This is a genomic window from Brachybacterium rhamnosum (genome assembly GCF_039526185.1).
Lineage (GTDB): Bacteria > Actinomycetota > Actinomycetes > Actinomycetales > Dermabacteraceae > Brachybacterium > Brachybacterium rhamnosum.
In genome coordinates this window covers 916,472-940,663 of sequence record NZ_BAAAIS010000003.1, presented here as the reverse complement: position 1 = coordinate 940,663, position 24,192 = coordinate 916,472, and the positions used below count along the sequence as shown (strand labels likewise).

Here is a 24,192-nt window from a genome sequence, read left to right as displayed (position 1 = left end):
ACCTCCGGGAGGCCCAGGACACACGCAGGGAATCCGTGGCACACTGGTGCGACTCGTCACACCGACGACCCCTCTGGACCGGAGGAGGTGCGCACACCCAGCCCACGAGCCACTGCGGCCGGGCTCCGAGCGGCCGCCCACCGAACCTGAGGAGTACTCATGGAGATCAATGTCGTCGGACGCCACATGGACGTCCCGGATCGATTCCGCCGCCACCTCGCCGAGAAGCTCGACAAGGTCACGCAGCTCGCCCCCGCGGCGCTGCGGGTCGACGTCGAGGTCTCGCAGGAGAAGAACCCCCGGCAGGCCGAGCTCAGCGATCGCGTGGAGCTGACCGTGTTCGAGAACGGATCCGTCATCCGCTCCGAGGCCCGCGCGGACGACCTCTACGGCGCGCTCGACGTCGCCTACGGCAAGCTCCTGGAACGCCTGCGCCGCGCCCGGGACCGTCGCAAGGACCGCCACCGCGGCCGCGACCGCGCGCACAGCCCCGGTGCGGCCTCGGTGCGCACCATGCCGGCGGACGCCGAGCTGCCCGCCCCCCTCCAGGAGACGGAGCCCGAGGGCACCGTGGAGGACGCCCCCACCGGCCTCGAGGGCACCGGTGCCGACGATCCCGCCAGCCCGGTGGTGATCCGCGAGAAGAAGCACCCCGCCACCCCCATGAGCATCGACGACGCCCTCTACCAGATGGAGCTCGTCGGCCATGACTTCTACCTCTTCGTGGATGCCGGGACCGGGCACCCGAAGGTGGTCTACCGCCGCAAGGGATGGCACTACGGCGTCATCGAGCTGGACGGCGAGCTGACGCCCTCCTGATCCCGCCCCGCACCATCTGAAGCCACCGACCGCCCCGGGCGGGGGGCGCCCCTCGCGCCTCCCGCCCGTCCCACGCCGAGGACGCCCCATCCCATGACGACCACCCTGAGCTGGGCCGAGGCCCGTCGCATCGCCCTGCGCTCGCAGGGCATCGGCGGCACCCGCCGCACCGCCGTCCCCTCGCCGGCCGTGAGCCGGGAGGCGCTGCGACGGACGGTCGCCGTGACGCACCTGCTCCAGATCGACTCCGTGAGCGTCTTCGCCCGCGCCCACCACCTGCCCGTCTTCACCCGCAGCGGCAGCTGGGACGTGAGCGCGCTGGACCAGCTCTCGATGCCCGGCACCCGGCACGAGCGGCTGCTGCGCGAGGCGCTCGCCCACGAGGCGACGTTCACGACGGAGGAGGTCCACGCCCTGCTGCGCTTCCGCCGCCGCGCGGCCGGGACCCGCGACTGGGGCGCGGTGCGGGAGGCCGCGGCGCGCTCGCCGCACCTCGTCGAGCACGTCCGCGGCCTGCTCGAGGAGCACGGTCCGCTCAGCGCCGCCGCGATCTCCCGGCTGCTCGGTGACGAGGAGCGCGGCGAGGGATGGGGATGGCGACGCACCTCGAGCCAATGGGTCGTCGAGTACCTCTTCCGGACCGGGGCGCTGGACTGCGTGGGCCGCAGCGTGCAGTTCGAGCGGCTCTACCTCCCCGCCGAGGACGACGAGGCCTGGGCCCGCGCCGCCGGGGCGGAGCGGGACGGTCCCGCGCCCGGCCCGGGCGACCACCACGCCGAGGTCCTCGCGCTCACCCGCCTCGCCTCCCGCGCGCTCGGCGTCGCCGATCCCGCCGCGATCGCGGACTACTTCCGCCTGCGCGCCGCCGACGCCCGACCGGCGATCGCGGAGCTGCGGCGGCGGGGCGAGGTCACCGAGGTCGAGGTCCGGCGACCCGACGGCCCCGTGACGATGCTCCTGCACCGCGACGCGCCGCAGCCCGCGCCGCTGCGCACCGCCGCCCTGGTCAGCCCCTTCGACCCGAGCGTCTTCTTCCGGCCCCGGCTGCAGGGGCTCTTCGACGTCGAGTACCGGATCGGGATCTACACCCCCGCCGTGAAGCGCACCACCGGCTACTACGCGCTGCCCTTCCTCCACGGCGACCGCTTCCCGCTGCGGGTGGACCTGCGGGCCGATCGCGCCCGCGGCGTCCTCGAGGTGCGCGGGGTGCACGCGGAGCCCCTGCCGCGCCTGGGGCGCTACCTGCGCACGGGCCCCGACGAGCTCGCCGCCGCGCTCGCCGGCGAGCTCGCGCGCGCCGCCCGCTGGCAGGACCTCGAGGGGATCGAGGTGAGCACCGGCAGCGGGACGGGGGAGCTGTCGGGGGTGCTCGCGGAGGCCGTCCGCGAGGGCGGCCCGGGGGAGCGGCCGGCGGGGACCACGGGGAGAGCGGGGACCGCGGGCCCCGTCTGAGGGGCGGGCACGGGGCGCCGCGCGGAGTGATCCGCGACGGCCAGGACGCCCGTCCGGGACCGCGCAGGCGCCGTCCAGGGGCGCGGCGCTTACGATGGGTCCGGCACGACGCGCCCACCCGGGCGCAGACGACAGCAACGGGAGCACGTGTGGCAAACCTCTTCGATACGATCCTGCGCGCCGGCGAGGGCCGCGAGCGGCGTCGGCTCGAGTCCATCGCCCAGCGGGTGACGGCCGCCGGTGACGTCTTCACCGAGCTGAGCGACGAGGAGCTGAGGGAGGAGACCTCCCGCTTCCGTGAGCGCCTGGCCGACGGCGAGACCCTCGACGACATCCAGGTCGAGGCCTTCGCGGCCGTCCGCGAGGCCGCCGAGCGCACGCTGGGCCAGCGCCCCTACGACGTCCAGGTGATGGGCGGCGCGGCCCTGCACCGCGGCCGGATCGCGGAGATGAAGACCGGTGAGGGCAAGACCCTCGTGGCGACGCTGCCGGCCTATCTCAACGCGCTCGCCGGCAAGGGCGTCCACGTCGTGACCGTCAACGACTACCTCGCGACCTACCAGAGCGACATCATGGGCCGCGTCTTCCGTGCCCTGGGCCTGACCACGGGCGTGATCACCGCGGGCCTGACCCCGGCGGAGCGCCGCGAGCAGTACGCCGCGGACATCACCTACGGCACGAACAACGAGTTCGGCTTCGACTACCTGCGCGACAACATGGCGCTCACCCCGGAGGACCGCGTGCAGCGCGGCCACTTCTTCTCGATCGTGGACGAGGTCGACTCGATCCTCATCGACGAGGCCCGCACGCCGCTGATCATCTCCGGCCCCGCCTCCGGCGACGCGAACAAGTGGTACTCCGAGTTCGCGAAGGTCGTGCAGAAGCTGCGCCGCGACCGCGACTACGAGGTCGACGAGAAGAAGCGCACCGTCGGCGTGCTCGAGGCCGGCATCGACAAGGTGGAGGACCACCTCGGCATCGAGAACCTCTACGAGTCGCTGAACACCCCGCTGATCGGCTTCCTCAACAACGCCATCAAGGCCAAGGAGCTGTTCAAGAAGGACAAGGACTACGTCGTCCTCAACGGCGAGGTCATGATCGTCGACGAGCACACCGGCCGCATCCTCGCCGGTCGCCGCTACAACGAGGGCATGCACCAGGCCATCGAGGCCAAGGAGGGGGTGAAGATCAAGGCGGAGAACCAGACCCTCGCCACGATCACCCTCCAGAACTACTTCAAGCTCTACGAGAAGCTCTCGGGCATGACCGGCACGGCGGAGACCGAGGCCGCCGAGTTCATGAACACCTACGGCCTCGGCGTGGTGCCCATCCCGACGCATCGCGAGATGCAGCGCGTGGACCAGGCCGATCGGATCTACCGCACCGAGCGGGCCAAGTTCGACGCGGTCGTCGAGGACATCGTCGCCCGTCACGAGAAGGGCCAGCCCGTGCTCGTGGGCACCACGAGCGTCGAGAAGTCGGAGTACCTCTCGAAGCTGCTGACCGCACAGGGCGTCACCCACGAGGTCCTCAACGCGAAGAACCACGCCGGTGAGGCCGCGATCGTCGCGATGGCGGGCGCGAAGGGCGCCGTCACCGTCGCGACCAACATGGCCGGCCGCGGCACCGACATCATGCTCGGCGGCAACGTCGAGTTCATGGCGCACGCCGAGGTCCAGGAGTCGGGGCTGGACCCCGAGGAGCAGGCCGAGGAGTACGAGGCCGCCTGGGACGAGGCGCTCAAGCGCGCGAAGGCGGCCGTCGAGGAGCAGCACGACGAGGTCACCGAGCTCGGTGGCCTGTACGTGCTCGGCACGGAGCGCCACGAGTCGCGGCGCATCGACAACCAGCTGCGCGGCCGCTCCGGGCGTCAGGGCGACCCGGGCGAGTCCCGGTTCTACCTCTCGCTGCAGGACGACCTCATGCGCCTGTTCAACGCGGGAGCGGCCGAGGCGCTGCTCGCCCGCGGCGGCGTGGACGAGGCGATCCCGCTCACGGGCCGCATGGTCTCCGGCGCGATCCAGCGCGCGCAGAACTCGATCGAGTCGCGCAACGCCGAGATCCGCAAGAACGTCCTGAAGTACGACGACGTCCTGACCAAGCAGCGCAAGAAGTTCTACGAGGAGCGCTCGCGGATCCTCGAGGGCGAGGACCTCGACGAGCACGTGGACCGCTTCATCGAGGAGGTGATCGGCGGGATCGTCACCGAGCACACCAAGGGATCCAACCCCGAGGACTTCGAGCTCGAGGAGCTGTGGGGGGCGCTGCGCAGCGCCTACCCGATCTCGGTCACCGCGGAGGAGCTCATCGAGGAGGCCGGCGGCAAGGAGGACCTCACCGCGGCGATGCTGCGCGAGGAGATCCTCTCCGACGCGCGGCTGGCCTACGACCGTCGAGCCGACGAGCTCGGCGAGGCGGCCGTCCACCAGCTGCAGCGGCGCGTGCTGCTCTCCGTCATGGATCGTCGCTGGCGCGAGCACCTCTACGAGATGGACTACCTCAAGGAGGGCATCGGGCTGCGGGCGATGGCCCAGCGCGATCCGCTCGTCGAGTACGAGCGCGAGGGCCACCTGATGTTCAACGAGATGATGGAGGGCATCAAGGAGGACGCCGTCGGCTACCTCTTCAACCTCGAGGTGCAGGTGCAGCAGGCCTCGCCCGTGGTGCCGCAGGCCGTCTCGGAGCTCCTGCGCACGACCTCCGCCGCCGCCCAGGCGGCGACCGCCTCGGCCGCGCGGGAGGACGAGAAGGCCGGGAAGACCGAGGAGGCCGGGGGATCGGCCGACGAGGCCGTCGTCGATCGCGAGAGCGCCGAGGCCGGGGACCGGACCGCCGACGACGGGACCGCCGAGGACGAGGGCGAGCTCGAGAGCCTCCTGGACGACCGGGAGGGCGAGGACTCAGAGGCCGGCTCGGAGGAGGCGAAGCTCGAGGACGCCGACGAGCTCGCCGCCGAGCGGAGCGTCGTGGTGACCGCGAAGGGCCTCGGTGACGGGCCCGATCCGCGCCGGCTCAGCTACAGCTCCGCGGAGGGCTCGGGCCGGACGGATCCCGGGACCATGTCCCGTGCGCAGCGTCGTCGCCAGGCGCGCCATGACGCCAAGCACGGTGCGGACCACACCGAGACGGATCACGGTCCGAAGGACCGCGACAAGCCCAACCGTGCGGAGCGCCGACGCCGCCGCAAGGCCTGAGCAGGGCGCGGGGTCGGTCCCGCCGCTGACGACGAGGCCCGTCCTCCCCTCGGGGAGGACGGGCCTCGTTCTCGTGTGCGCCGCTCGGTCAGCCGATCTCGAGGACGGTCACCCGCCAGCCCGTGTGCCGCAGCTCCCAGCGCATGGCGAGGAAGCGGGCGCGGTCGAGGTCGCGGATCACGCAGCTGGCCTCGACGGTGGTCTCGTTGACGATGCAGGTGTGGACACCGGTGACCTGCATCCGGCGCGAGGGCGTGTGCCCGGTGGAGTCGCGGAGACGCCGGGTGAGCCGGGCACGCCGCGCGAGCATGGTCGCGACCTCCGGGGTGACCACCCGCGCGAGCGCGTTCTCGGGCCGCATGTCCCGCACGATCTCGACGGCGAACCGGGCGACGGGCTCGACCATCCGCTCGACGCTGCGGGGGTCCTCCGGGGCGAGCGCCGCGCCGTCCGTGAGCGTGGCGGCGGGCAGGGGTCGCTGGTCGGTGGTGGTCATGACGACTCCTCGTCGGTCAGGGCGGAGGGCACGGTGAGGACCTGCCCGGGGGTGAGCTGATCGGGATCGGACCCGATCTCATGTCGATTGGCCTCGTAGAGAAGGGGCCAGGAGCTGGCGATGTCCTGGGGCGAATCCGCTCCCGGGCCGAGGGCCTCGTCGGTGAGGGTCCACAGCGAGTCCCCGGCGCCGACGACGATCGTGTGCGGCGGGGTCGTGGCATCGGTGGCGCCGGGGGAATCCGTGGCGTCGGTGGCGTCGGTGGAGTCGGCGCCGTCCGCAGGGTCGCTCGCACCCTCCGCCGGTGCGGTGGGGTCGGCGGGGACAGGGGCGTCGGAGGGCTCCGGGTCGGCATCGGACGTGTCGTCGCCTTCGTGCGCCTCGTGCTGGACGGGCGCCTCGTCCTCGGTGGTGCCCGGATCCTGCGAGCTCGGAGCGCTCTCCCAGCCGAGCGGGGGCAGCTCGCCCTCCTCGGTGGGTGCTGCGCCCCCGGCCTCGCCTCCGGCGTCGGAGGGGGCAGGGTCCACCGGAGCGGTGAGCTCCTGCGCGGCGCCGGCCCCGACGCCCGAGAGGTCGAGGAACCCCGTCCCCTGGTCCGCGGCGCTCGCGGGACCCAGCACCATCGCGGTCGCGGCGGTGCCGAGAGCGGCGGCGACGGTGATCCGACGCGCCAGCTGGGGAGCGATCAGACGGAGCGCGCCGAGCAGGGTGCGGCCCAGGGCGGTGGCCGGCCCGGCGACGAGGACGAGCGTGGCGAGGGCCCACACGACCGTGAGGTAGAGGCACAGCAGGGCGCCGGCGGCCGCGAGCACCAGCAGCACACCGTTCAGGAGCGCCTGCTCCCCGCTGCCGGTGAGGGCCGGCTCGACCAGGGTGCGTGCCGCCGCCGCCATGGCGAGGGTGCCGGCCGCGGCGAGCACCGCCGTCAGCCCGGTGCGGACGGCTCCCGTCCGTCCCGGTGCCGCCTCGGCGACTTGCGATTCCCCCATGGTTCTTCTCCTCTGATGGCCGGTGCCCCTCGACCCGTGCGTTTGATGCCGTTTGGTGTCGATGACGTCGTAGTCCAGGAATCTACGGACGGGTGACACGGCGCACAATCGGTCATCGGTACGAAAATCCGGCCCCATCACCGCAGGTCAACAGCACCAAAGGACGAGGGGCGCGTGATCGTTCGTCCCTAGGTACGACCGGAAAGGGTGATGCCTCACGCTCTGAGGGGAACGTCCGTATCGGGTGTCATGGGTGCAGCAGCGGGGACGGTCGCCGTCAGGGACGGACCCGTTCCCGCCGGGGCGCCGCCTCCGTACAGTGAGCCCATGCGGTTCGAGCGGATCTTCGAGGACATCGAGGGCCGTCATGCCCACGAGCAGCGGGAGGAGATGCGCGCCCTCGCCGAGGACCTCACCCGTGCCGAGCGCTCGCAGCTGCTGCTCGCGGACAGGATGCGCGCGGCGATCGGGGCGCGGCTCGTGCTCCATCTCCGCGGCGGCCGGAGGATCGGCGGCCGCCTCACCGAGGCCACCGACGGATGGGTCCTCCTCACCGAGGGAGGTGCGCGACGGCTCGTCCCGCTGCCCGCCGTGGGCATGGTCGAGGGGCTCGGCGCGCGAGCTCGTCCCCGCGCCGAGGGAGCGGCGCCGGAGCAGTCCCTCACCTCAGTGCTGCGCGCGCTCGCGCGGGACCGCGGAGTGGTCCGGGTGACCACGATCGCGGGAGAGGTGACCGGACGCATCTCGACCGTCGGCGCCGACGCCCTGGACCTGAGGACGGTGCCGACGGGGGAGGCCGGGGCCGCGTCCGGGCCCGGGTCGATCACCGTCGCGCTCGGCGGCCTGCTCCTGGTCTCCTCGAGCTGAGTGACCCGGCGTCCTTCGGCGTCGCGCGCCTGAGCTCCGCTCGGATCAGGCCCGCGCCGATGGGCTCGGCACCGCTCAGCGGTGCGTGCGCTCCCGCTCCTCCTCGAGCACCCGCTCGGTGGCGGCGTAGCTGCGCTCGATGTAGGACTCGATCTCGGTCATCTCGACACGCCACTGACCGCGGCCCCCCACCTTGATGGCGCGCAGCTCTCCCGTGCGCACGAGCGCGTAGGCCTGCGATGCCGAGATCGAGAGCATCTCGGCGACGTCGGTCAGCGGCACGAAACGGGGCTGCATCGGCGCTCCTTCCGGCAACGGGGCCTGGCGGGTCGGACGGTCCGGGACAGTCTCACACCTCCGGCGCCCGGGCGTGGGGGTGTTGTGGACGAACGGCCGACGACCCCTCCTCCGCGGCGGGCTGTCCACAATCCGCCGCCCTCCCGGGTAGGCGAGGCGCCGTCTCCCGTACTCTCCCGGCCAGGACCCGGTCGGGACACGATCGGGCGGAGCGCAGGAGGGGACCGTGGGGGCCAGCACAGGAATGATGAGGCTGCGGCGGCCGCGGTGGAAGGACCCGCGGCTGATCGTCGGCGTGGTGCTCGTCCTCGGCAGCGTGCTCATGGGCGCCCTGCTGGTCTCCCGTCTCGCCGAGACCACGCCCGTGCTGGTCGCACGCTCCGTGATCGTCCCCGGGCAGGCGCTCGCCCCGGAGGACCTCACCGTCGTCGAGCTGCGCCTCGGCGAGCAGGACGGCATGTACGTCGGCTCGCTCGAGGCGATCCCCGAGGGCGCGGTCGCCACGCAACCGGTCCGTGCCGGGGAGCTGCTGCCCGCCGCCGCCGTCGGCCAGAGCGCCGACGTCGACCTGCGGCCCGTGGTGATCCCGGTGGACTCCTCCGTCGCGCAGTCGGTCCAGGCCGGCAGCACCGTCGAGCTCTGGCACACGGGCGAGGTGGACGAGGGCACCGGCCAGGCCGAGCTGCTCGTCGAGGACGCCGTCGTGAGGACGATCGACGAGGGCAGCACCCTGGGCATGCGGTCGATGGCCGTCGAGGTGCTCGTGCCGCGGGACGATCTCGCCGGGGTCCTCGAGGTGCTCTCCCGGGCGGAGCGGCTCGACGTCATCGGGGTGCCGGGTGCCTACGGGGTCGGCACATGATCGACCTGGTGCTGTGCGCCTCGGGCGCCGACGAGGTCCGCATCGTCCACGATCTCGCCCAGGACGGCGATCACGACGTCCGGGTGGTGCGCCGCTGCGCCGATCTCGCCGAGACCGCCGCCGTGGTCGGCGCCGGGATCGGGCAGGCGGTCCTGCTGGACCTCTCGGTGCGCGGGCTCGGCCGGGACGTGCTCGCCGGTCTGCTCGAGCACGTCGCCGTCATCGGGCTGCGTGCGGAGACCGCCCCCGAGCAGACCTCCCTCGGCCTGCGCCAGGTGGTGGATGCCGGGGCGCCGATCGACGAGATCCTCGCCGCGATCTCCGCCGCGATCGACGGCGAGGAGACCGCGGAGCCCTGGACGCGGGACCCGGTCCTGGACGACGCCCCCGAGGGCGGCCGCGTGGTCGTGGTCTGGGGGCCGGCGGGCGCCCCGGGACGCTCGACCCTCGCCGTGAACCTCGCCGCGGAGGCCGCCCGCGCGGGACGCGACACCGTCCTCGTCGACGCGGACACCTACGGTCCGGCGCTCGGCCAGCTGCTCGGCGTGATCGACGAGGCCCCGGGGATCGTCGCGGCCTGCCGCGCCTTCGACCGGGACACCCTGGATTCGCGCACGCTCGACGCGCTGCTGCCCGTCGTCCAGCCCCGCCTGCGGCTCCTCAGCGGGATCGGGGTCCCCTCACGATGGGCGGAGCTGGGACGCAGCTCGCTCGACGGACTCTGGCGGGCGCTGTCCCGCCGGGGTGAGCTCGTGATCGTGGACGTCGCCGCCCCGCTCGAGGAGGACGAGGAGCTCAGCTACGACACGGCCGCCCCGCAGCGCAACGGGGCGTCGCTCACCGCGATCCAGCGGGCCGACGCCGTCATCGCGACCGCGACCGCGGATCCGGTGAGCCTGACCCGGCTGCTGCGTGAGAACGACCGGCTCCGCGACCTGGGCGTGCGCGAGCTCCACGTGGTCGTGAACCGCATGGGCTCACCGGTGCCGGGGGATCGGGTGAAGGAGCTCCTCGGCACCCGGATGCCGACGACGAGCCTGCACCTGCTCCCGGACGATCCGGGCGCGTGCCGCACCGCCGTGTGGGACGGTGCGCTGCTCGCCGAGAGCTCACCGCGCTCACCGCTGCGCCGCGCGCTGCGGGACCTCGCCGCCTCGCCCGCCCTCCAGGGGGAGGCCCCGAGCACGGGGCCGGCGGAGGAGGCCGCACCGGAGCCCGCCCGGGCCGGATGAGAGGATGTCTGCATGAGGATCTTCCTTCCCCTGACCGCCGAGGACCGCTCCGTGCTGAGCGCCGCGGGCACCCGGATCGAGATCGCCGCGGGTCGCCCGGCCTGGGCGGTCACCGCGCCCGCCCGCGCCGATCGGCCCGGGGAGGACGAGGAGGATCTCGAGTACGACGCGCTGCAGGACGCGGTGCACGTCGCGCTGTCCGAGGCCGGTCCCACCTCGCGCGGGCTCGTCCTCGCGCTCGACGTGCCGGACCGTGCGCTCGGCCTCGCCGAGGAGACCGGCGGCGCCTATGGCGCCGTGCTCCTCGACACGGTCACGTCGTCGCTCGCCGCGGTGCACGTCACCGAGCTCACGGCGCAGGCCGCTGCCGAGGACGATACCGACCCCGCCCTGCTCTGGTTCGACCCGAGCGAGGGGCGCGAGGCGATCGCCTATCTCGACGGGAACGGCTGACCCCTCCGACGACGCCCCGGCCGGGGCCCCGCCCCGGGCCGGACACGACGGCGCCCTCCCCCGTGCAGGGGGAGGGCGCCGTCATGATCCGGTGAGCGGGATCAGCGGGTGCGCGAGTCCTGGTACGTGCGCGCGGCGCGCTCCTCGGCCCGCAGGACCTTGGAGACGTACGGGACGGCCGTCTTCTCGAGCTTGCCGCCGAGCAGCGGTACCTTGACGGTCAGGTCGCCGTCGATGACCACCTGGCTCGTGGCCTCGCCCTGCGGGGTCAGCGCCAGCGCCGCGGTGAAGGTCGCGGGGGTGCCGGCGACGTCGATCGACATCGTGCCCGTGCGGGCGCCGTCGGCCGCCGGGGCCGACCACACCTGCTCCTCGCGGATCGTGACCGTCGCACCCACGAAACGGCGGGCCACGTCCGGCACCTTCTCGGTCGTCATGGCGATCTCGGTGCGCACGGTGAAGGCGCCCGCCGGGTCGCCCTCCACCCGGGACGAGGCCGAGCTCGCGCGGAGCGTCGCGCGCCGCACCTCGGCGTAGGACTCGTCGGCGTACATCGCAGCGGCATCGGCCGCCGAGGCGGGGATCGTCAGGTTCTCGGAGAGCTTCACAGGCGTCCTTCCAGCGGGAACGGGCAACGGCGCCAGCCTACGGCAGGCGTCGCGGTCGATTCCCAGGAGCACGGGCCGCGGCGCCTATCCTGAGCTCATGCCGAGCCTGTCCAAGTACCTCTCCGACATCAGCTCCTTCTCCGAGAAGGGCGCCGATTGGCTGCAGCACCTCGTCGGCGACTGGAACCTCGTCTCGGACCTCCTGCGGGCGGATCTCGTGCTCTGGGTCCGCGCCGAGGACGGCCCCATGGCCGTCGCCCACTGCCGTCCCGCGACCGGCTCGACCGTGTACTTCGAGGATCCCGTCGGCGACCGCCTCCCGCGCGGCGCCGATGCGGACCTCGACGCCCTGCTCGACGGGGAGCGCAGTCAGCGCGGCGTCGTCGTCCTCGAGCGGGAGGGCCGGGAGGCCCGCGGTCTGCTCACCCCGGTCCGCAAGGACGGCCGGACCCTCGCGGTCCTCGCCGTCGAGTCGCCCGCGCCGACCTCGAACCCCTCCTCGAGCGAGACGCACCAGCAGGAGCTCGGCACCCGCCTGCTGCGGATGATCGAGCACGGCGCCTTCCCGATCGACGGCGCGCCCATCCCGCCGCGCCGCGGAGCGCCCCGTGTGGGCGACGGCGTCGTGCAGCTCGACGAGAACGGCGTGGTCCAGTGGGCGTCTCCCAACGCGCTCTCCGCCTTCCACCGCTTCGGCATCGCGGGGGACATGCTCGGCGGCACGCTCGCCGAGACCGCGACGGAGGTGCTCCAGAGCCGCGCACCGGTGGACGAGTCGCTGCCGCTCGTGCTCATGGGGCGCGCGGCCTGGCGCTCCGACATGCAGGCCCGCGGCGGCACGCTCTCCCTGCGCGCCGTCCCGATCACCGAGCAGGGCGCCCGCACGGGGGCGATCGTGCTGGTGCGCGACGTGACCGAGCTGCGCCGTCGGGAGCGGGAGCTCATGACGAAGGACGCGACGATCCGCGAGGTCCACCACCGGGTGAAGAACAACCTCCAGACCGTCGCCGCGCTGCTGCGCATGCAGTCGCGCCGCATGAAGACCGACGAGGCCCGGGACGCGCTCGCCGAGGCGATGCGCCGCGTGTCCACGATCGCCCTGGTCCACGAGTCGCTCCTCCAGGGCTCGCAGGAGGCCGTGGTCTTCGACGACGTCATCGACCGCTGCCTGCGGCTCGCGGTCGACGCGGCGAGCGCGACCGTGCACCGCGAGGGCTCGCCGCGGATCGTGGACAGCCAGGTCGAGGTGCGCACCGAGAAGGTGGGGCGCGTGGGGCAGATCCGCGCCGACGAGGCGACCCCGCTCGCGCTCGTCGTCACCGAGCTCGCGACCAACGCCGTCGAGCACGGTCTCTCCGAGACCGGCGGGACGCTCACGATCCGCAGCGAGCGCACGGGCGCCCACCTCGTGATCTCCATCGAGGACGACGGTGCGGGGATGGGGACGGCGAAGCCCTCGGGCCTCGGCACGAACATCGCCCAGACCCTCGTCCAGGGCCAGCTCGGCGGCACGCTCACCTGGCAGAACCTGCCCGACGGCGGCACGAGCGCGGTCATCGACGTGTACCTCGAGCCGATCGGGCTCTGAGGGAGGGGCCCCGAGCCGCCGGCCCCCGCGGGGCGGGCGGCGATGGGCCGGGTGCTCCGACGACGACGGCGCGGCCGACGGAGGGTCGGCCGCGCCGTGGCGGAGCAGGGGTCCCGCGGCGCGCGGGACGAGGCCCTGATCAGGTCAGGGGTGCCGCAGGCGGTGCGGCGGTGCGATCAGCTCGCGCGACGGGCGCGGGCGTTGCGACGCTTGAGGGAGCGGCGCTCGTCCTCGGACAGGCCGCCCCAGACGCCCGAGTCCTGGCCGGACTCGAGGGCGAACTTCAGGCAGGCGGTCATGACCTCGCACTTCTGGCACACCGCCTTCGCCTCCTGGATCTGCGTGATCGCCGGTCCGGTGTTCCCGATCGGGAAGAACAGCTCGGGATCATGGTTGAGGCACTCGGCACGGTGGCGCCAGTCCATCGTCACTCTCACTTTCCGGAATCGCCCCGTCCCACCGCTGCGGTGGCGCGAGGCGAGGATTGCCCCCGCAAGGGGCGTGCTCGGGGTCGGCGGCCCCGCCGGAGCGTCCCCGTGACGGAGGGACTCCGCCGCGGTTCTCCTCGCCGTGGAGGGGCCTCATCCATTCTCAGCACCGCTCCCGGCGGCGACAAGGGCCTGGCCGCAAAGCCTGGGTGGCACTTCCCACACGGTCCTGCGGGTCCTGTGATGCCGCTCCCGGAGCGCTGGACAGGAGCCCGTGGGAGGGGCATAGGGGCGGATACAGTGCCTCCATGCCCCGCGCCTCCCGTCCCGGCTCCGAGAGCCCTGCCGCCCCCGCCACCGCGAGCGAGCGCGACCCGCGGATCCGCCCCGTGGCCGCCGCGCTGCTCGCCCTCGAGGCGGTCCTGCTCGTCGCCGTGGCGACCTTCTGCTTCGTCGGCGTCTCCGGCGGGCAGCTCGACGGCCGCTTCGGCACCGGGCTCGGCGTGTTCCTCCTGCTGTTCGCGGCGGGCGCCGCGGTGGCCGCGCGCTCGATCCTCGTGCGGGGCCGCTTCGGCCTCGGCTACGGCATCACCTGGCAGCTGTTCCAGGCCCTCGTCGGGGCGAGCATGCTGAGCGGCGGCCTCGTCTGGCAGGGCGCGCTCGCCCTCGTCGTCGCGATCGCCGCGTTCCTGCTGCTGCTCTCCCTGGTGCGCTCGACCCCGCTGCCCACCGGTGAGGGGCGCTGAGCGGGCCCCGACCCGCAGGAGACCGAGAAGAAGGGCCCGGAGGAGCGATCCTCCGGGCCCTTCCGCGTCAGCGGCGGTGACGGCCCCCGCCGCGGGGCCTCACTCCGCGGCGGCGAGCGCCGCGGCCGGGGCCGTGCGGGCCGCGGAGCGACCCGGCAGCACGGAGGCCAGGAAGCCGGCGAGCATGGCGGCCACGACCACCAGGACCACCTGGCCCCAGGGGATCGTCACGGTCACCGCGACGGCGGAGCCCAGCAGCGCGATGACGCCGAGCCCTCCGTAGACCGCGCCGAGGACGATCCCCAGCGCGGCGCCGATGAGCGCGAGCAGCACGCCCTCCCAGCCGAGCATCGCGCGCATCTGGCGGCGCGTGGTTCCCAGCGCCCGCAGCAGCGCGTTCTCCCCGCGCCGCTCGACCACGCCGAGGCTCAGGGTGTTCGCCACGCCGACCAGCGCGACGAGCACGGCGACGGCGAGCAGGCCCACCGTGATGCCGAGCAGGACCCGCAGGACCTGGCCGTACATCTCGCGCTCGGCGCCGCCGGCGACGACGTCGGCCTCCGAGTACCCGTCCCCGGAGGTCACCTGGTACACGGCGTCGACGATGCCGTAGGCGTCGGTGTCGCCGCGGGCGGCGGTGCCCTCGTCCTCGAAGTCGGCGACGACCACGGGGCGGGTGCCGCCCTGGGCGACGGCCTCGAGCGTGCCGGGCGTGAGCATCGGCATCTTGAGGTTCGCGTCGTAGCGGACGGTGAGCTCGCGGGTGCCGCCGTCGGCGGTGGGGACGGTGATCCTCTCGCCGTCCTGCAGGCCTGTCTCCTCGGCGCGCTCCCAACCCACGAGCAGGGTGTCGTCCGCGAGCTCGTCGGCCACGGCCGGGCGGTGCGAGGTCTCGCGCACGGTCTCGGGGTCCAGGCCGTAGACGAGCAGGGGCTCGTCGGCTCCGACGTCGATCCTGCCGACGGTGCCGGACTCGGCGACGCGCACGCCGTCCACGGCGCCGATCTGCGCCGCGGCGTCCGCCGGCATGGCGGCGGCGGAGACCACGAGGTCGATGGGACGGTTGGAGTCGAGCTCCGCGGTCAGCGACGCCTCGGTGGTGCGGGCGCCGACGGCCATCATCGTCATGAGCGTGGTGCCGATGAGCAGGGCGGCGACGGTCGCGGCGCTGCGGCCCGGGCTGCGGGCGATGTTCGCCGCGGCGATCCGCGCGGGGAGACCGCCGATCCGGCCGGCGACGCGGCCCAGCAGCAGGGCCAGCGGCCGGGCGAGGACCACGAGCGCGAGCAGCATGCCGCCGAAGCTCAGCAGCCCTCCGAGCACCGCCAGGAGGATGCCCGGCAGGGGGTGGGAGCCGGCGAGCACGGCGCCGCCGATCATGAGGGCGAGACCCACCCCGGCGCCGATCACGCCGAGCACGCCGCGCACCCCGAAGCCGCCGCGGGGCGGGGCGGCGACGGAGCGCAGCGCCTGCAGCGGGGCGACCCGTGTCGCCGCCCGCACCGGGGCGAGGCCCGCGAGGACGGTGAGGAGGAGACCCGCGAGGATCGGCACGAGGACGGACGTGGGCGAGACGGGCACGGCCATGACCGCGTCGAGCCAGCCGGCGGCGGCGGCGGCCGCGAGCGCGGCCTGCACCAGCAGGTGCCCGCCGATCACGCCGAGCACCGCGCCGACCACGCCCACCAGGGCGGAGTCGCGCAGCACGATGCGGCCCACGCGGCCGCGGGTCGCGCCGAGGGTGCGCAGCAGGGCGAGCGATCGGGTGCGCTGGGCGACGGTCACCGTGAACGTGTTCGCGATGACGACGGCGCTCGTGAACAGCGCGATGACGACGAAGACGCCGAGGATGACGCCGAGGGCGGCGAAGCCCGTCATGAGCTGGTCGACGGCCTCCTGCTCGGCGTCCTCGACGGTGGTGACGGTCGTGCCGCCGGTGCTCGCCGCGGCGGCGACGTCGGCGGGATCGGTGCCGGCGGGGACGGTCGCGAGCCAGGTGTCCGTCGTCGTGCCGCGGGTGGGGCCGAGCAGGAGCGCGGAGTTCGCGTCGTCCGCGAGGATCCGCGGGGTCGCGCCGAGGGCCGCGCCCTCGGCGGCCGGGGCGATGCCGGAGACGGTGAGCGTGTGATCGGTCGTGTCCTCGGGGACGATCGTGCCCGCGGGCAGGGTGACGGTGTCGCCGACCCCCACCTCGAGGGCGTCGGCCGCGGTCCGGTCGAGCACCACCTGGGAGTCGTCCGCGGCGGGGGAGCCCTCCTCGAGGGTGTCCTCGCCGGGCGGGGTGAGGACCACCTGCAGGTAGGGACCGTCGGCCACGGCGGAGGAGGTGAGCTGCGCGAAGCCCTGGGTGAGGGGCCAAACGTCCTCGGTGCCGGCGACCTCGGGGGCGGGCAGCGGCGTCGTGCTCTCCCAGGCGTCGTCCGGGATCTCCTGCTCGACGACGAGGTCGGCGCCGGAGTAGGTCTGGGCGGTGGAGGCGCGCAGGGACTCCTGCACGAGGTTGCCGGCGAGCACCATCACCGCGACGAACGCGCAGGAGAGGGCCACCGTGAGGATCGCCGCGAGGTGGCGGCGCATCGGGGTCAGGCGGATCGGGACGCGGCGTGCGGAGGCGCTCATCGGCGGGCCCCGCGGAGGTCCTCGTCGGAGGCCAGGCGGCCGTCGGCCAGGGTGATGATGCGGTCCGCGCGCTCGGCGGCGTCCCGCTCATGGGTGACCATGACGACGGTCTGGTCGAACTCGTCGACGCTCAGGCGCAGGAAGTCCAGGACCTCCTCCGTGGTGCGGGAGTCGAGGTTGCCGGTGGGCTCGTCCGCGAAGACGACGGCGGGGGAGGTGACCAGGGCGCGGGCGATCGCGACGCGCTGGATCTGCCCGCCGGACATCTGCGAGGGGAGGTGCCCCAGCCGGTCGGTCAGCCCGAAGGCGGAGGTGATCGTGTCGAGCCAGGCGCGGTCCGCACGGCGGCCGGCGAGCTCGAGGGGGAGCAGGATGTTCTGCTCCGCGGTGAGCATGGGCAGCAGGTTGAAGGACTGGAAGACGAAGCCGATGCGGTCGCGGCGCAGTCGGGTCAGCGCTTCGTCCCGCAGGCCCGTGATCTCGGTGCCGTCCAGGAGGATCGAGCCGGAGTCCACGGTGTCGAGTCCGGCGAGCACGTGCAGCAGGGTCGACTTGCCGGAGCCGGAGGGGCCCATGACGGCGGTGAAGGCTCCGCGCTCGATGTCCACGTCGACGTGGTCGAGGGCCGTGACGACGCCCTCGCCCCTGCCGTAGGTGCGCACGAGATCGCGGGCGACGAGGGCGGGGCCCGGGCCCGCGCTCGTGGCGGGGGCGAGGGCGGACGGGGACGGCTGGCTCATGGCTCTCCTCGGGACGGGGTCGGGATTCTCGTCGATCCTCGCCCGCGCCGGGCACCCCGGGCATCCGTCCACGGGCCCCGCGCCCTCCACCGCGGGAGGGGGAAGGACGCCCCCGATGTCATACCGAGGGCGGAGCCCCGCCCTCCCCGGGCGTCACGAGCCCGGTCTCGAAGGCGATGATGACGGCCTGCACGCGGTCCCGTGCCCCGATCTTCGCGAGCACCCGCCCCACATGGGTCTTGACGGTGGCCTCGGCGACGAAGAGCTGGGCGCCGATCTCCTGGTTCGAGCAGCCGCGGCCCATGAGCACGAGCACCTCCCGCTCACGGTCCGTGAGCGCGTCGAGCACGGAGGTGTCGCGCTGCTGGGGCTCGGGGGTGCTCACGACCCGCTCGAGCAGGCGGCGCGTCGCCGAGGGGGCGATGACGGCGTCGCCGCGGTGGACGGTGCGGATCGCGGCGAGGAGGTCCTCGGGCTGGGCGTCCTTGAGCAGGAAGCCGCTCGCCCCGGCGCGGATCGCGGAGACGACGTACTCGTCGAGGTCGAAGGTGGTCAGGACGATGACCTTGGGGGCGCGGTCCGGCGGGGACTGCTCGAGGATGCGCGCGGTGGCCTCGATGCCGTCCATCCGCGGCATGCGCACGTCCATGAGCACCACGTCGACCCGGTGGGCGCGCAGCTGCTCGACCGCCTCGGCGCCGTCGGAGGCCTGGACGGTGACCTCGAGGTCGTCCTGCGTGCCGATCACCATCGCGAAGCCCGCCCGGACGAGGGGCTGGTCGTCGACGAGGGCGACGCGCAGGGGGCGGCCGCCGGGGGCGTCGGGGGAGGAGGCGGGAGTGCTCACGGGAGTGTCCTCTCGGGATGGGGTGGGACGTTCGGTGACGGCGGGGCCGACGGGGCCGCGGGAGCCGACGAGGAGCTCGAGGGTGGCGGGGCCGATGGCGAGGTCGATGCGGGGGCGCCGAGGGGGATCCGGGCGAGCACCCGGAAGCCGTGCCCGGGCAGCGGGCCCGCCTGCAGCGTCCCGCCGAGCACGCTCATGCGCTCGCGCATGCCGGTGATGCCGTGGCCCTGCCCGTCGGAGGCCGGATCGGTGCCCTGGCCGTCGTCGATCACCTCGGCCTCGAGGCCCCCGGCGGTGCGCCGCACGCGCACGGCCGCCGTCGCCCGCGGGCCCGCGTGCTTGAGCGTGTTCGTCAGCGCCTCCTGCACGAGGCGGAACAGGGAGGTGCCGACGGAGCGGGGGAGGTCGTCGAGGCGCCCGTCCACGTGCAGGTCGACGTCGAGGCCGGCGGTGCGCACCCGGGCCACGAGCTCCTCGAGCATCTCGGGACCAGGCTGGGGGCCGTAGCTCGTCTCGTCGTCCTGGCGGAGCACGCCGAGCAGCGAGCGCATGTCCGCGAGGGCGGAGCGGCCCGTGTCGGCGATCGTCGCGAGGACGTCCGCCGCCTGCTCGGGGCGCACCGAGGCGACGTAGCGGCCGCCGTCGGCCTGCGCGATGATCACGGAGAGGGAGTGGGCGACGACGTCGTGCATCTCCCGGGCGATGCGGCTGCGCTCGCCGGCGACGGCGAGGGCGGTGCGCTGCTCCCGCTCCCGCTCCGCCTGCTCCGCGCGCTCGGCGACGAGCCGCATCTGCTGGACGCGGGCGCGCTGGAGGTTCGCGAGCGCCCAGACGGCGACGAGAGCCACGGTCCCCGCGAACAGCAGCCCTATGAGGGTCACGAGCGCCTCGAGCGGGGAGGACGAGCCGCTCAGCAGCGCGTGGAGCGCCCAGTACGCCGATTGGACGAGCGCGCCGACGACGCCCGCGACGATGCCGAGGGCGTGGACGAGCGGGCGGCCGTAGGCGATCGCGCAGAACATCGCGTAGAAGGTCAGCGCGTCGCCGAGGACCACGGGCACGAGCGGCATGTGGAGCAGCGCGAACGCGGCCATGAGCGCGACGCCGAGCCCTGGGCGGGTGCGGCACACGGCGGCCGCGCCGAGCATGGGCAGGGTCGCCGGCAGCCACCAGCCCCAGGCGCCGGTGAGCAGCGTGAAGCCCAGGAGGGCGACGGCCGCCGCACCGAAGACGGCGGCGTCCACCGTGCCCGGATGGTCGATGACCCAGCGGAAGGGGTCCCGGCGGCCGCGCTCGGGGCGCACCGGTGCCGGGTGGCTCGAAGGGGTCATGTCCGGAAGCGTAGGGGCCGGCGCCGCCCGCGGTCGTCATCCTGCGGGCGGAGGGCGCCTCCGCCCGGGGTCGGGCGGGTCAGAGCAGCCGCTCCTCGGGCTCGATCAGCTCGGGGCCGTCGTTGCCGACCTTCCCGACGGCGGGGCCGACCTCGCGCAGCTCGAGCGTCGCATCGTCCAGGAGGTGGGCGTCGTCGCGGATCCAGGCGGCCGCGTCGTGCCGGTCGTCCATCGACGTGTCCAGCCAGGCGTCCACCGCGTCGCGGCGCAGCATGACGGGGGTGCGGTCGTGGATGCGGGCGAGCTCCCCGGTCGCCTCGCGGGTGATGATCGTGGCGCTGAGCAGGAAGGTGCCGTCCTCGCTGGCCGCAGGGCCCTCGTGATGGCCCGGGCCCTTCCACCAGGAGACGAGCGCGGCCATGTACAGGCGCGAGCCGTCCTGCGGGGTGATGAAGTACGGCTGCTTCCTGGAGCGCCCGCCCTCGCCGCGCACCCATTCGTAGTAGCCGTCCATCGGGACGATCGCCCGGTAGCGGCCCAGGCTCCCGCGGAAGCTCGGCTTCTCCTCGATCGTCTCCCGGCGCGCGTTGAAGGTGCGCGAGGAGAACGCCTCGTCCTTCGCGAAGGGCGGCAGCAGGCCCCAGCGGGCGACCCGGAGGGCGCGCACCACCTCACCGGACTCCTTGTCCACCGACTCCGTGACCACGTGGATGGGGGCGGTGGGCGGCACGTTCCAGCGCCGGCGCAGCTCGCCGTCCGTGAGGTCCACGGCGTCGAGGTCGTCGAGCAGCGGATCGATCTCCTGGTAGAAGGCGAAGCGACCGCACATGTCAGGAGTCCTTGGACCCGGTCTCGTCCGTCCCGGCGCCCTCGCCGCCAGCGGCGCCTTCCCCGCTCGCCTCGCGCGGGGTCAGGCGGTACTCCTCGGAGGTGTAGGAGTCGGCGTCGCGGTGGAGGTTCCGCAGGCGGATGTCGCGGCCCTCGTCCACGAGCTTCTCGTGCTTGGACTCCGCCTTCTCCGCGCCCTTCTCGCCGCGCAGCGGGAGGGCGAGGCCGTCCTCCGCGGGGCGCCCGGCCTCGAGCTCGCGGGCGCGCTCGAACTCGGCGTCGACCTCCGCGCCGATCAGCACCACGATGTTCATGATCCACAGGGCGAACAGGACGGCCATGATGCCGCCGATCGCGCCGTAGCTCGAGTAGCTCGCGAAGGTGGACATGTAGATCGAGACGGCGACCGCGGCGACGGCCACGCCGATGATCGCGACGACGCCGCCGGGGGAGATGAGGCGGAACGGCTTCTCGACGTTCGGGGCACCCCAGTAGAGCAGCGAGATGAGCGCGAAGGCGAGCAGCAGGATGACCGGCCACTTCACCCACGCCCAGATCGGCAGGAAGGAATCCATGAGGAAGGCGAGCACGCCGCCCGCGCCGATCGTGTCCGCGATCGGGCCCAGCACACCCTGCACGATCGTCTCGTTGAGCAGGATCGAGATCAGCACGAGCAGGATGCCGAGCACGAGCGCCGCGGTGAGGGCGAGCATCCCGCCGTTGAGGCGGATCGGGCCGCGGCCCTCGGGCACCTCGTAGATGTCGTTGGCGACGCGGCCGAAGGCCTTCACGTACGCGGAGGCGGACCACAGCGCGGTCGCGATACCGATGATGAGCGCGATCGTGCCGCCGCTCGCGGAGCCCATGAGCGAGTCGACCGTGGACTTCACCGCCTCGTCGGCGCCCAGTCCGCTGCCGCCGGCCGCGCTGTTGATCGCGTCGACGAGGAGCTGGGAGATCTGGTCCTTGATGCTCGAGAGCAGCAGGGTCGCGAGGGAGAAGACGGCCAGCAGGGTCGGCGCGATGGACAGCACCATGAAGTAGGTCAGCTTCGCGGCCTGATCGGTGCCGCCGTCCCGGGAGAACTCCGAGAGGACCCGCTTGGCCATGTACTTCAGCGTGGGCCGGCTGAGCCGGGGGGAGGAGTCGAGCTCGCCGTTCGAGCCGGGCGATGCGGAGGACAGTGCCATGGACGTGCTCCTGACGGGACGGGGCGCGCGGCGGCGCCACGGTGTGTCACCTGCACCGACATCCTTGCACGAATGGAGTCTGGGAGAGTTGTCCACATTCCCGGGGAGCGGCGAGCGGGCGGGGCGCCGCGCTTCTTACAGTGACCGGCGAGGAACGACGTGGGACCGACCGAGGGGTCGGCACCGCCCGCGATCGTGGGACCACCGAGGGGAGTGGGATGGACGCCGCCACCATCATCGAGGCCGAGTCGCGGGAGCTGATCCGCCGCCGCGGCCTCGATGCGCGCGCCGACGGGCTCGAGCCGCTCATCCGCGAGGTCGTCACCGACTACGACCGCCGCGCGGCCGGCGGCGCCGTGCCCACCGTGCGTGACACGGACCTCGTGGTCGCGGAGGTCGCGGCGAGGATCGGCGGCTTCGGGCCCCTCCAGGACCTGCTGGACGACCCGGGCGTCGAGGAGATCTGGGTCAACTCGCCCACCCAGATCTTCTGCGCCCGCAACGGGCGCAGCGAGCTCACCACGATCGTCATGACGGACGACGAGGTGCGCGGGGTCGTCGAGCGGATGCTCGTGAGCTCCGGGCGCCGGCTCGACCTCAGCACCCCCTTCGTGGACGCTCTCCTGCCGGACGGCTCCCGCCTCCACGTGGTCATCCCCTCGGTCACCCGGCGCCACGCCTCCGTCAACATCCGCAAGTTCGTCGCCAAGGCCCACGACCTCGAGGGCATGGTGCAGCTCGGCTCGCTCACCACGCAGGCCGCGGCCTTCCTCGACGCCGCCGTCGCCGCCGGTCTCAACGTCATCGTCAGCGGCGCGACCGGCGCCGGGAAGACGACCTTCCTGCGCTGCCTCGCCCAGTCCGTCGGGCCCCGCGAGCGCGTCGTCACGATTGAGGAGGTCTTCGAGCTCGCGCTGCCGCTGCGGGACGTGGTCGCCCTCCAGACCCGCCAGGCGAACCTCGAGGGCACCGGCGAGATCTCGATGCGGCGTCTCGTGAACGCTAAGCCGTGTAAACGTTACGTACGGGAGGTTCGACTGTCGCACGTGGAGCGGAGGCTCTCCCCATGGACGAACCACTACCTCTCCGCCTCGCCAGGCGCGACAAGATCGCGGTCAGCATCAAAGAGGCTGCGCAGTTGGTTCCCTTCTCTGAGGGGTACCTACGTCAGGCGATCCATCGCACGGACCGCAACCACCTGCCCGGTCGCCAAACCGGCGGAGTCGGGGGGAAGATTTTCGTGATGGTCGACGACCTCACGGAGTGGATCCGCAACGAGGGGGACCCGACGTGATCCAGTACCTGACGCCGAAGCAGGTGGCGGAACGTCTGCAACTCGTTCCGGAGACGATCCGCCAGTACTGCAAGAGCGGGGTCTTTCCGAACGCCTTCCAGGCGGTGAAGGGCGGCGCGTGGAGGATCCCGGAGTCAGACCTGGAGCGACACCAGCAGCCGCCCGGGCGTGTCGAGGTCGCCCCGGGGATCTGGCTTGAACCGCGGTCGAGGCGGTCGCAGGCGATGCAAGATGCGTCGGCGAGGAGACGACTGATCCGCGCAAGACGGGGTGGCACATGAGCGTGCGTGAGGAGTACGCCGCCTGGGCGCGGCAGGTTCGGGAGCGGATCGACGTACGGCAGCAGGAGCTCGAGCTCGGTCTCCCCACCCGGCAGCGGATCGACCTTGACGGCCGCCAGGAGCTCGCCGGCGAGGAGTCCCAGGACCCGGGCGGGTGGGACGCGGCGTGAGCGGCCTCGAGGTGTACCTGGCGCATCAGGCGGTGCAGCAGCATGTCGCGGGTCTGGTGATCCGGTACGGGATCACGCTGGATGGTCCGGAGGTGGATTGGACGCATTCGGACCTGGACGACTCCCTGCCGCCGTACTCGGTTCGCGTGCGCACGGGCGGGCACGAGCTGCTCCTCCGGTCCGAGGAGTGGGTGGGTCGGACGGATGAGGTGCAGGGTCGCGTGTTCGGGTGGCTGCTGGCGCACGTCGACCTCAACGCGGCGAAGCTGCAGACGGATCCGAAGCGGCTCGCGCCGGAGTGGCTGCAGGCCTGGCACCAGGTCCACCCGGACGGGTAGCGTGCCTCGCCATGGACGCCTGCGACCTCTTCGACTGCACCGCACCCGGGACGGTGCCGATGGTCATCGAGCTACGACTCGAGGACGGCGATCAGCCGATCATGGTGTGCGACTGGCACGCGGACTGGGTTGAGCGGATGGAGCGCGCCGAGCAGGCGTGAACTTCCGGGCCTGCCGGTCTACGATCGCGCCATGCGATCTCGACGGCTGTGGACAGTCCTTCTCTGCGTGGGACTGCTCGCAGGCGTGAACTGGGGTGGCCCGGCGCTGACCCACCTGCTGAGGGACGTCGTATTCACCTCGGCGACGCCCGCGCAGAGCACTGCAATCGGCGTCGGAACCAGCCTGCTCTCCGCGCTCGTGTGGGTGGTCGGTATCCTGGCGATCATCCACTACGTCGGCGGCGTCCAGCTTCGAGCGCGGCCGCGACGCAGGTCGTCGAGCATCGACTGTTGACCCCAGGTGCGCCGCGCGCCGACCGGGCATGACGAAAGCGCCCCACCTCCCGAAGGAGATGGGGCGC

General features: G+C 73.3%; 26 protein-coding genes. 15 read left to right on the top strand and 11 right to left on the bottom strand.

Annotation, left to right across the window (positions count from 1 at the left end):
- Nucleotides 1-159: 159 nt before the first annotated feature.
- From hpf to secA, 3 genes are all read left to right on the top strand, one after another.
- Complete coding sequence (hpf, locus tag ABD080_RS14700) at nt 160-819, top strand: ribosome hibernation-promoting factor, HPF/YfiA family (RefSeq protein WP_137770381.1); 660 nt, start codon at nt 160-162, stop codon at nt 817-819.
- Nucleotides 820-912: 93 nt separating this feature from the next.
- On the top strand, nt 913-2,271 hold the full coding sequence (locus tag ABD080_RS14695) for a winged helix-turn-helix domain-containing protein (protein WP_343905972.1): 1,359 nt from the start codon (nt 913-915) through the stop codon (nt 2,269-2,271).
- A 149-nt stretch (nt 2,272-2,420) separates the two neighbouring features.
- Nucleotides 2,421-5,465, top strand: coding sequence for a preprotein translocase subunit SecA (gene secA, locus ABD080_RS14690; RefSeq protein ID WP_343905970.1), 3,045 nt, complete (start codon nt 2,421-2,423; stop codon nt 5,463-5,465).
- 88 nt (nt 5,466-5,553) lie between these two features.
- Here secA and ABD080_RS14685 read toward each other — a convergent pair whose 3' ends face one another.
- Nucleotides 5,554-5,961 (bottom strand): Rv3235 family protein, encoded by a 408-nt coding sequence (locus ABD080_RS14685; RefSeq protein ID WP_137770384.1) that lies wholly within the window; start codon nt 5,959-5,961, stop codon nt 5,554-5,556.
- A complete protein-coding gene (locus ABD080_RS14680) occupies nt 5,958-6,950 on the bottom strand; it encodes a LysM peptidoglycan-binding domain-containing protein (RefSeq protein WP_343905967.1) in 993 nt (330 codons plus the stop codon). Before ABD080_RS14680 ends, ABD080_RS14685 begins: the two co-directional genes overlap by 4 nt.
- A 327-nt stretch (nt 6,951-7,277) precedes the next feature.
- Between ABD080_RS14680 and ABD080_RS14675 the strand changes: the two genes are divergently transcribed.
- A complete protein-coding gene (locus ABD080_RS14675; protein WP_343905965.1) occupies nt 7,278-7,817 on the top strand; it encodes a hypothetical protein in 540 nt (179 codons plus the stop codon).
- A gap of 75 nt (nt 7,818-7,892) precedes the next feature.
- Here the strand turns inward: ABD080_RS14675 and ABD080_RS14670 are convergent, their stop codons facing one another.
- Entirely contained in the window at nt 7,893-8,114 is a 222-nt protein-coding gene (locus ABD080_RS14670) for a helix-turn-helix domain-containing protein (RefSeq protein WP_103384782.1), read from the bottom strand.
- Nucleotides 8,115-8,361: 247 nt separating this feature from the next.
- On the opposite strand from ABD080_RS14670, the gene ABD080_RS14665 reads away from it, so the two are divergent.
- Genes ABD080_RS14665 through ABD080_RS14655 form a run of 3 tightly spaced genes read left to right on the top strand, consistent with a single transcriptional unit; the run spans nt 8,362 to nt 10,661 of the window.
- Complete coding sequence (locus ABD080_RS14665; protein WP_343905961.1) at nt 8,362-8,976, top strand: SAF domain-containing protein; 615 nt, start codon at nt 8,362-8,364, stop codon at nt 8,974-8,976.
- On the top strand, nt 8,973-10,208 hold the full coding sequence (locus ABD080_RS14660; protein WP_343905959.1) for a CpaE/TadZ family protein: 1,236 nt from the start codon (nt 8,973-8,975) through the stop codon (nt 10,206-10,208). Before ABD080_RS14665 ends, ABD080_RS14660 begins: the two co-directional genes overlap by 4 nt.
- A 12-nt stretch (nt 10,209-10,220) precedes the next feature.
- Complete coding sequence (locus tag ABD080_RS14655; protein WP_343905957.1) at nt 10,221-10,661, top strand: DUF6912 family protein; 441 nt, start codon at nt 10,221-10,223, stop codon at nt 10,659-10,661.
- Between the two features lie 101 nt (nt 10,662-10,762).
- On the opposite strand, the gene ABD080_RS14650 is transcribed toward ABD080_RS14655, so the two are convergent.
- Nucleotides 10,763-11,269, bottom strand: coding sequence for a DUF2505 domain-containing protein (locus tag ABD080_RS14650; protein WP_264450720.1), 507 nt, complete (start codon nt 11,267-11,269; stop codon nt 10,763-10,765).
- Between the two features lie 97 nt (nt 11,270-11,366).
- Between ABD080_RS14650 and ABD080_RS14645 the strand changes: the two genes are divergently transcribed.
- Nucleotides 11,367-12,857 (top strand): sensor histidine kinase, encoded by a 1,491-nt coding sequence (locus ABD080_RS14645; RefSeq protein ID WP_343905954.1) that lies wholly within the window; start codon nt 11,367-11,369, stop codon nt 12,855-12,857.
- 176 nt (nt 12,858-13,033) lie between these two features.
- Here the strand turns inward: ABD080_RS14645 and ABD080_RS14640 are convergent, their stop codons facing one another.
- Entirely contained in the window at nt 13,034-13,282 is a 249-nt protein-coding gene (locus ABD080_RS14640; protein WP_103385108.1) for a WhiB family transcriptional regulator, read from the bottom strand.
- 311 nt (nt 13,283-13,593) lie between these two features.
- Between ABD080_RS14640 and ABD080_RS14635 the strand changes: the two genes are divergently transcribed.
- Nucleotides 13,594-14,031 (top strand): hypothetical protein, encoded by a 438-nt coding sequence (locus ABD080_RS14635; protein ID WP_137770391.1) that lies wholly within the window; start codon nt 13,594-13,596, stop codon nt 14,029-14,031.
- A gap of 99 nt (nt 14,032-14,130) precedes the next feature.
- Here the strand turns inward: ABD080_RS14635 and ABD080_RS14630 are convergent, their stop codons facing one another.
- The 6 genes from ABD080_RS14630 to ABD080_RS14605 all read right to left on the bottom strand — a co-directional run bounded on the left by ABD080_RS14630 (nt 14,131) and on the right by ABD080_RS14605 (nt 21,586).
- Complete coding sequence (locus ABD080_RS14630; RefSeq protein ID WP_137770392.1) at nt 14,131-16,650, bottom strand: FtsX-like permease family protein; 2,520 nt, start codon at nt 16,648-16,650, stop codon at nt 14,131-14,133.
- Complete coding sequence (locus tag ABD080_RS14625) at nt 16,647-17,390, bottom strand: ABC transporter ATP-binding protein (RefSeq protein WP_343905950.1); 744 nt, start codon at nt 17,388-17,390, stop codon at nt 16,647-16,649. The genes ABD080_RS14630 and ABD080_RS14625 overlap by 4 nt, the downstream gene beginning before the upstream one ends.
- 118 nt (nt 17,391-17,508) lie before the next feature.
- Nucleotides 17,509-18,237 carry a response regulator gene (locus ABD080_RS14620; RefSeq protein WP_343905948.1) on the bottom strand — a complete coding sequence of 243 codons (729 nt, stop codon included), beginning with the start codon at nt 18,235-18,237 and terminating at the stop codon, nt 17,509-17,511.
- Nucleotides 18,234-19,568, bottom strand: coding sequence for a sensor histidine kinase (locus tag ABD080_RS14615; protein ID WP_343905946.1), 1,335 nt, complete (start codon nt 19,566-19,568; stop codon nt 18,234-18,236). Before ABD080_RS14615 ends, ABD080_RS14620 begins: the two co-directional genes overlap by 4 nt.
- A 79-nt stretch (nt 19,569-19,647) precedes the next feature.
- Nucleotides 19,648-20,397, bottom strand: a complete 750-nt coding sequence (locus tag ABD080_RS14610; RefSeq protein ID WP_343905944.1) for an SOS response-associated peptidase — start codon at nt 20,395-20,397, stop codon at nt 19,648-19,650.
- Between the two features lies 1 nt (nt 20,398).
- On the bottom strand, nt 20,399-21,586 hold the full coding sequence (locus ABD080_RS14605) for a YihY/virulence factor BrkB family protein (RefSeq protein ID WP_343905942.1): 1,188 nt from the start codon (nt 21,584-21,586) through the stop codon (nt 20,399-20,401).
- A 218-nt stretch (nt 21,587-21,804) separates the two neighbouring features.
- Here ABD080_RS14605 and ABD080_RS14600 point away from each other — a divergent pair, with 218 nt between their 5' ends.
- The 6 genes from ABD080_RS14600 (at nt 21,805) to ABD080_RS14575 (ending at nt 24,125) form a co-directional block, all read left to right on the top strand.
- The gene (locus ABD080_RS14600; RefSeq protein WP_343905940.1) at nt 21,805-22,830 is read left to right on the top strand and encodes a TadA family conjugal transfer-associated ATPase; all 1,026 of its coding nucleotides are present in this window, start codon (nt 21,805-21,807) and stop codon (nt 22,828-22,830) included.
- Between the two features lie 46 nt (nt 22,831-22,876).
- On the top strand, nt 22,877-23,161 hold the full coding sequence (locus ABD080_RS14595; protein WP_343905938.1) for a helix-turn-helix domain-containing protein: 285 nt from the start codon (nt 22,877-22,879) through the stop codon (nt 23,159-23,161).
- Entirely contained in the window at nt 23,158-23,331 is a 174-nt protein-coding gene (locus tag ABD080_RS14590; protein WP_343905936.1) for a hypothetical protein, read from the top strand. Before ABD080_RS14595 ends, ABD080_RS14590 begins: the two co-directional genes overlap by 4 nt.
- Entirely contained in the window at nt 23,328-23,669 is a 342-nt protein-coding gene (locus tag ABD080_RS14585) for a hypothetical protein (RefSeq protein ID WP_343905934.1), read from the top strand. The genes ABD080_RS14590 and ABD080_RS14585 overlap by 4 nt, the downstream gene beginning before the upstream one ends.
- A gap of 11 nt (nt 23,670-23,680) precedes the next feature.
- Nucleotides 23,681-23,830, top strand: coding sequence for a hypothetical protein (locus tag ABD080_RS14580; RefSeq protein WP_343905932.1), 150 nt, complete (start codon nt 23,681-23,683; stop codon nt 23,828-23,830).
- A gap of 67 nt (nt 23,831-23,897) precedes the next feature.
- Entirely contained in the window at nt 23,898-24,125 is a 228-nt protein-coding gene (locus tag ABD080_RS14575) for a hypothetical protein (RefSeq protein WP_343905930.1), read from the top strand.
- The last annotated feature ends 67 nt before the right edge of the window (nt 24,126-24,192 follow it).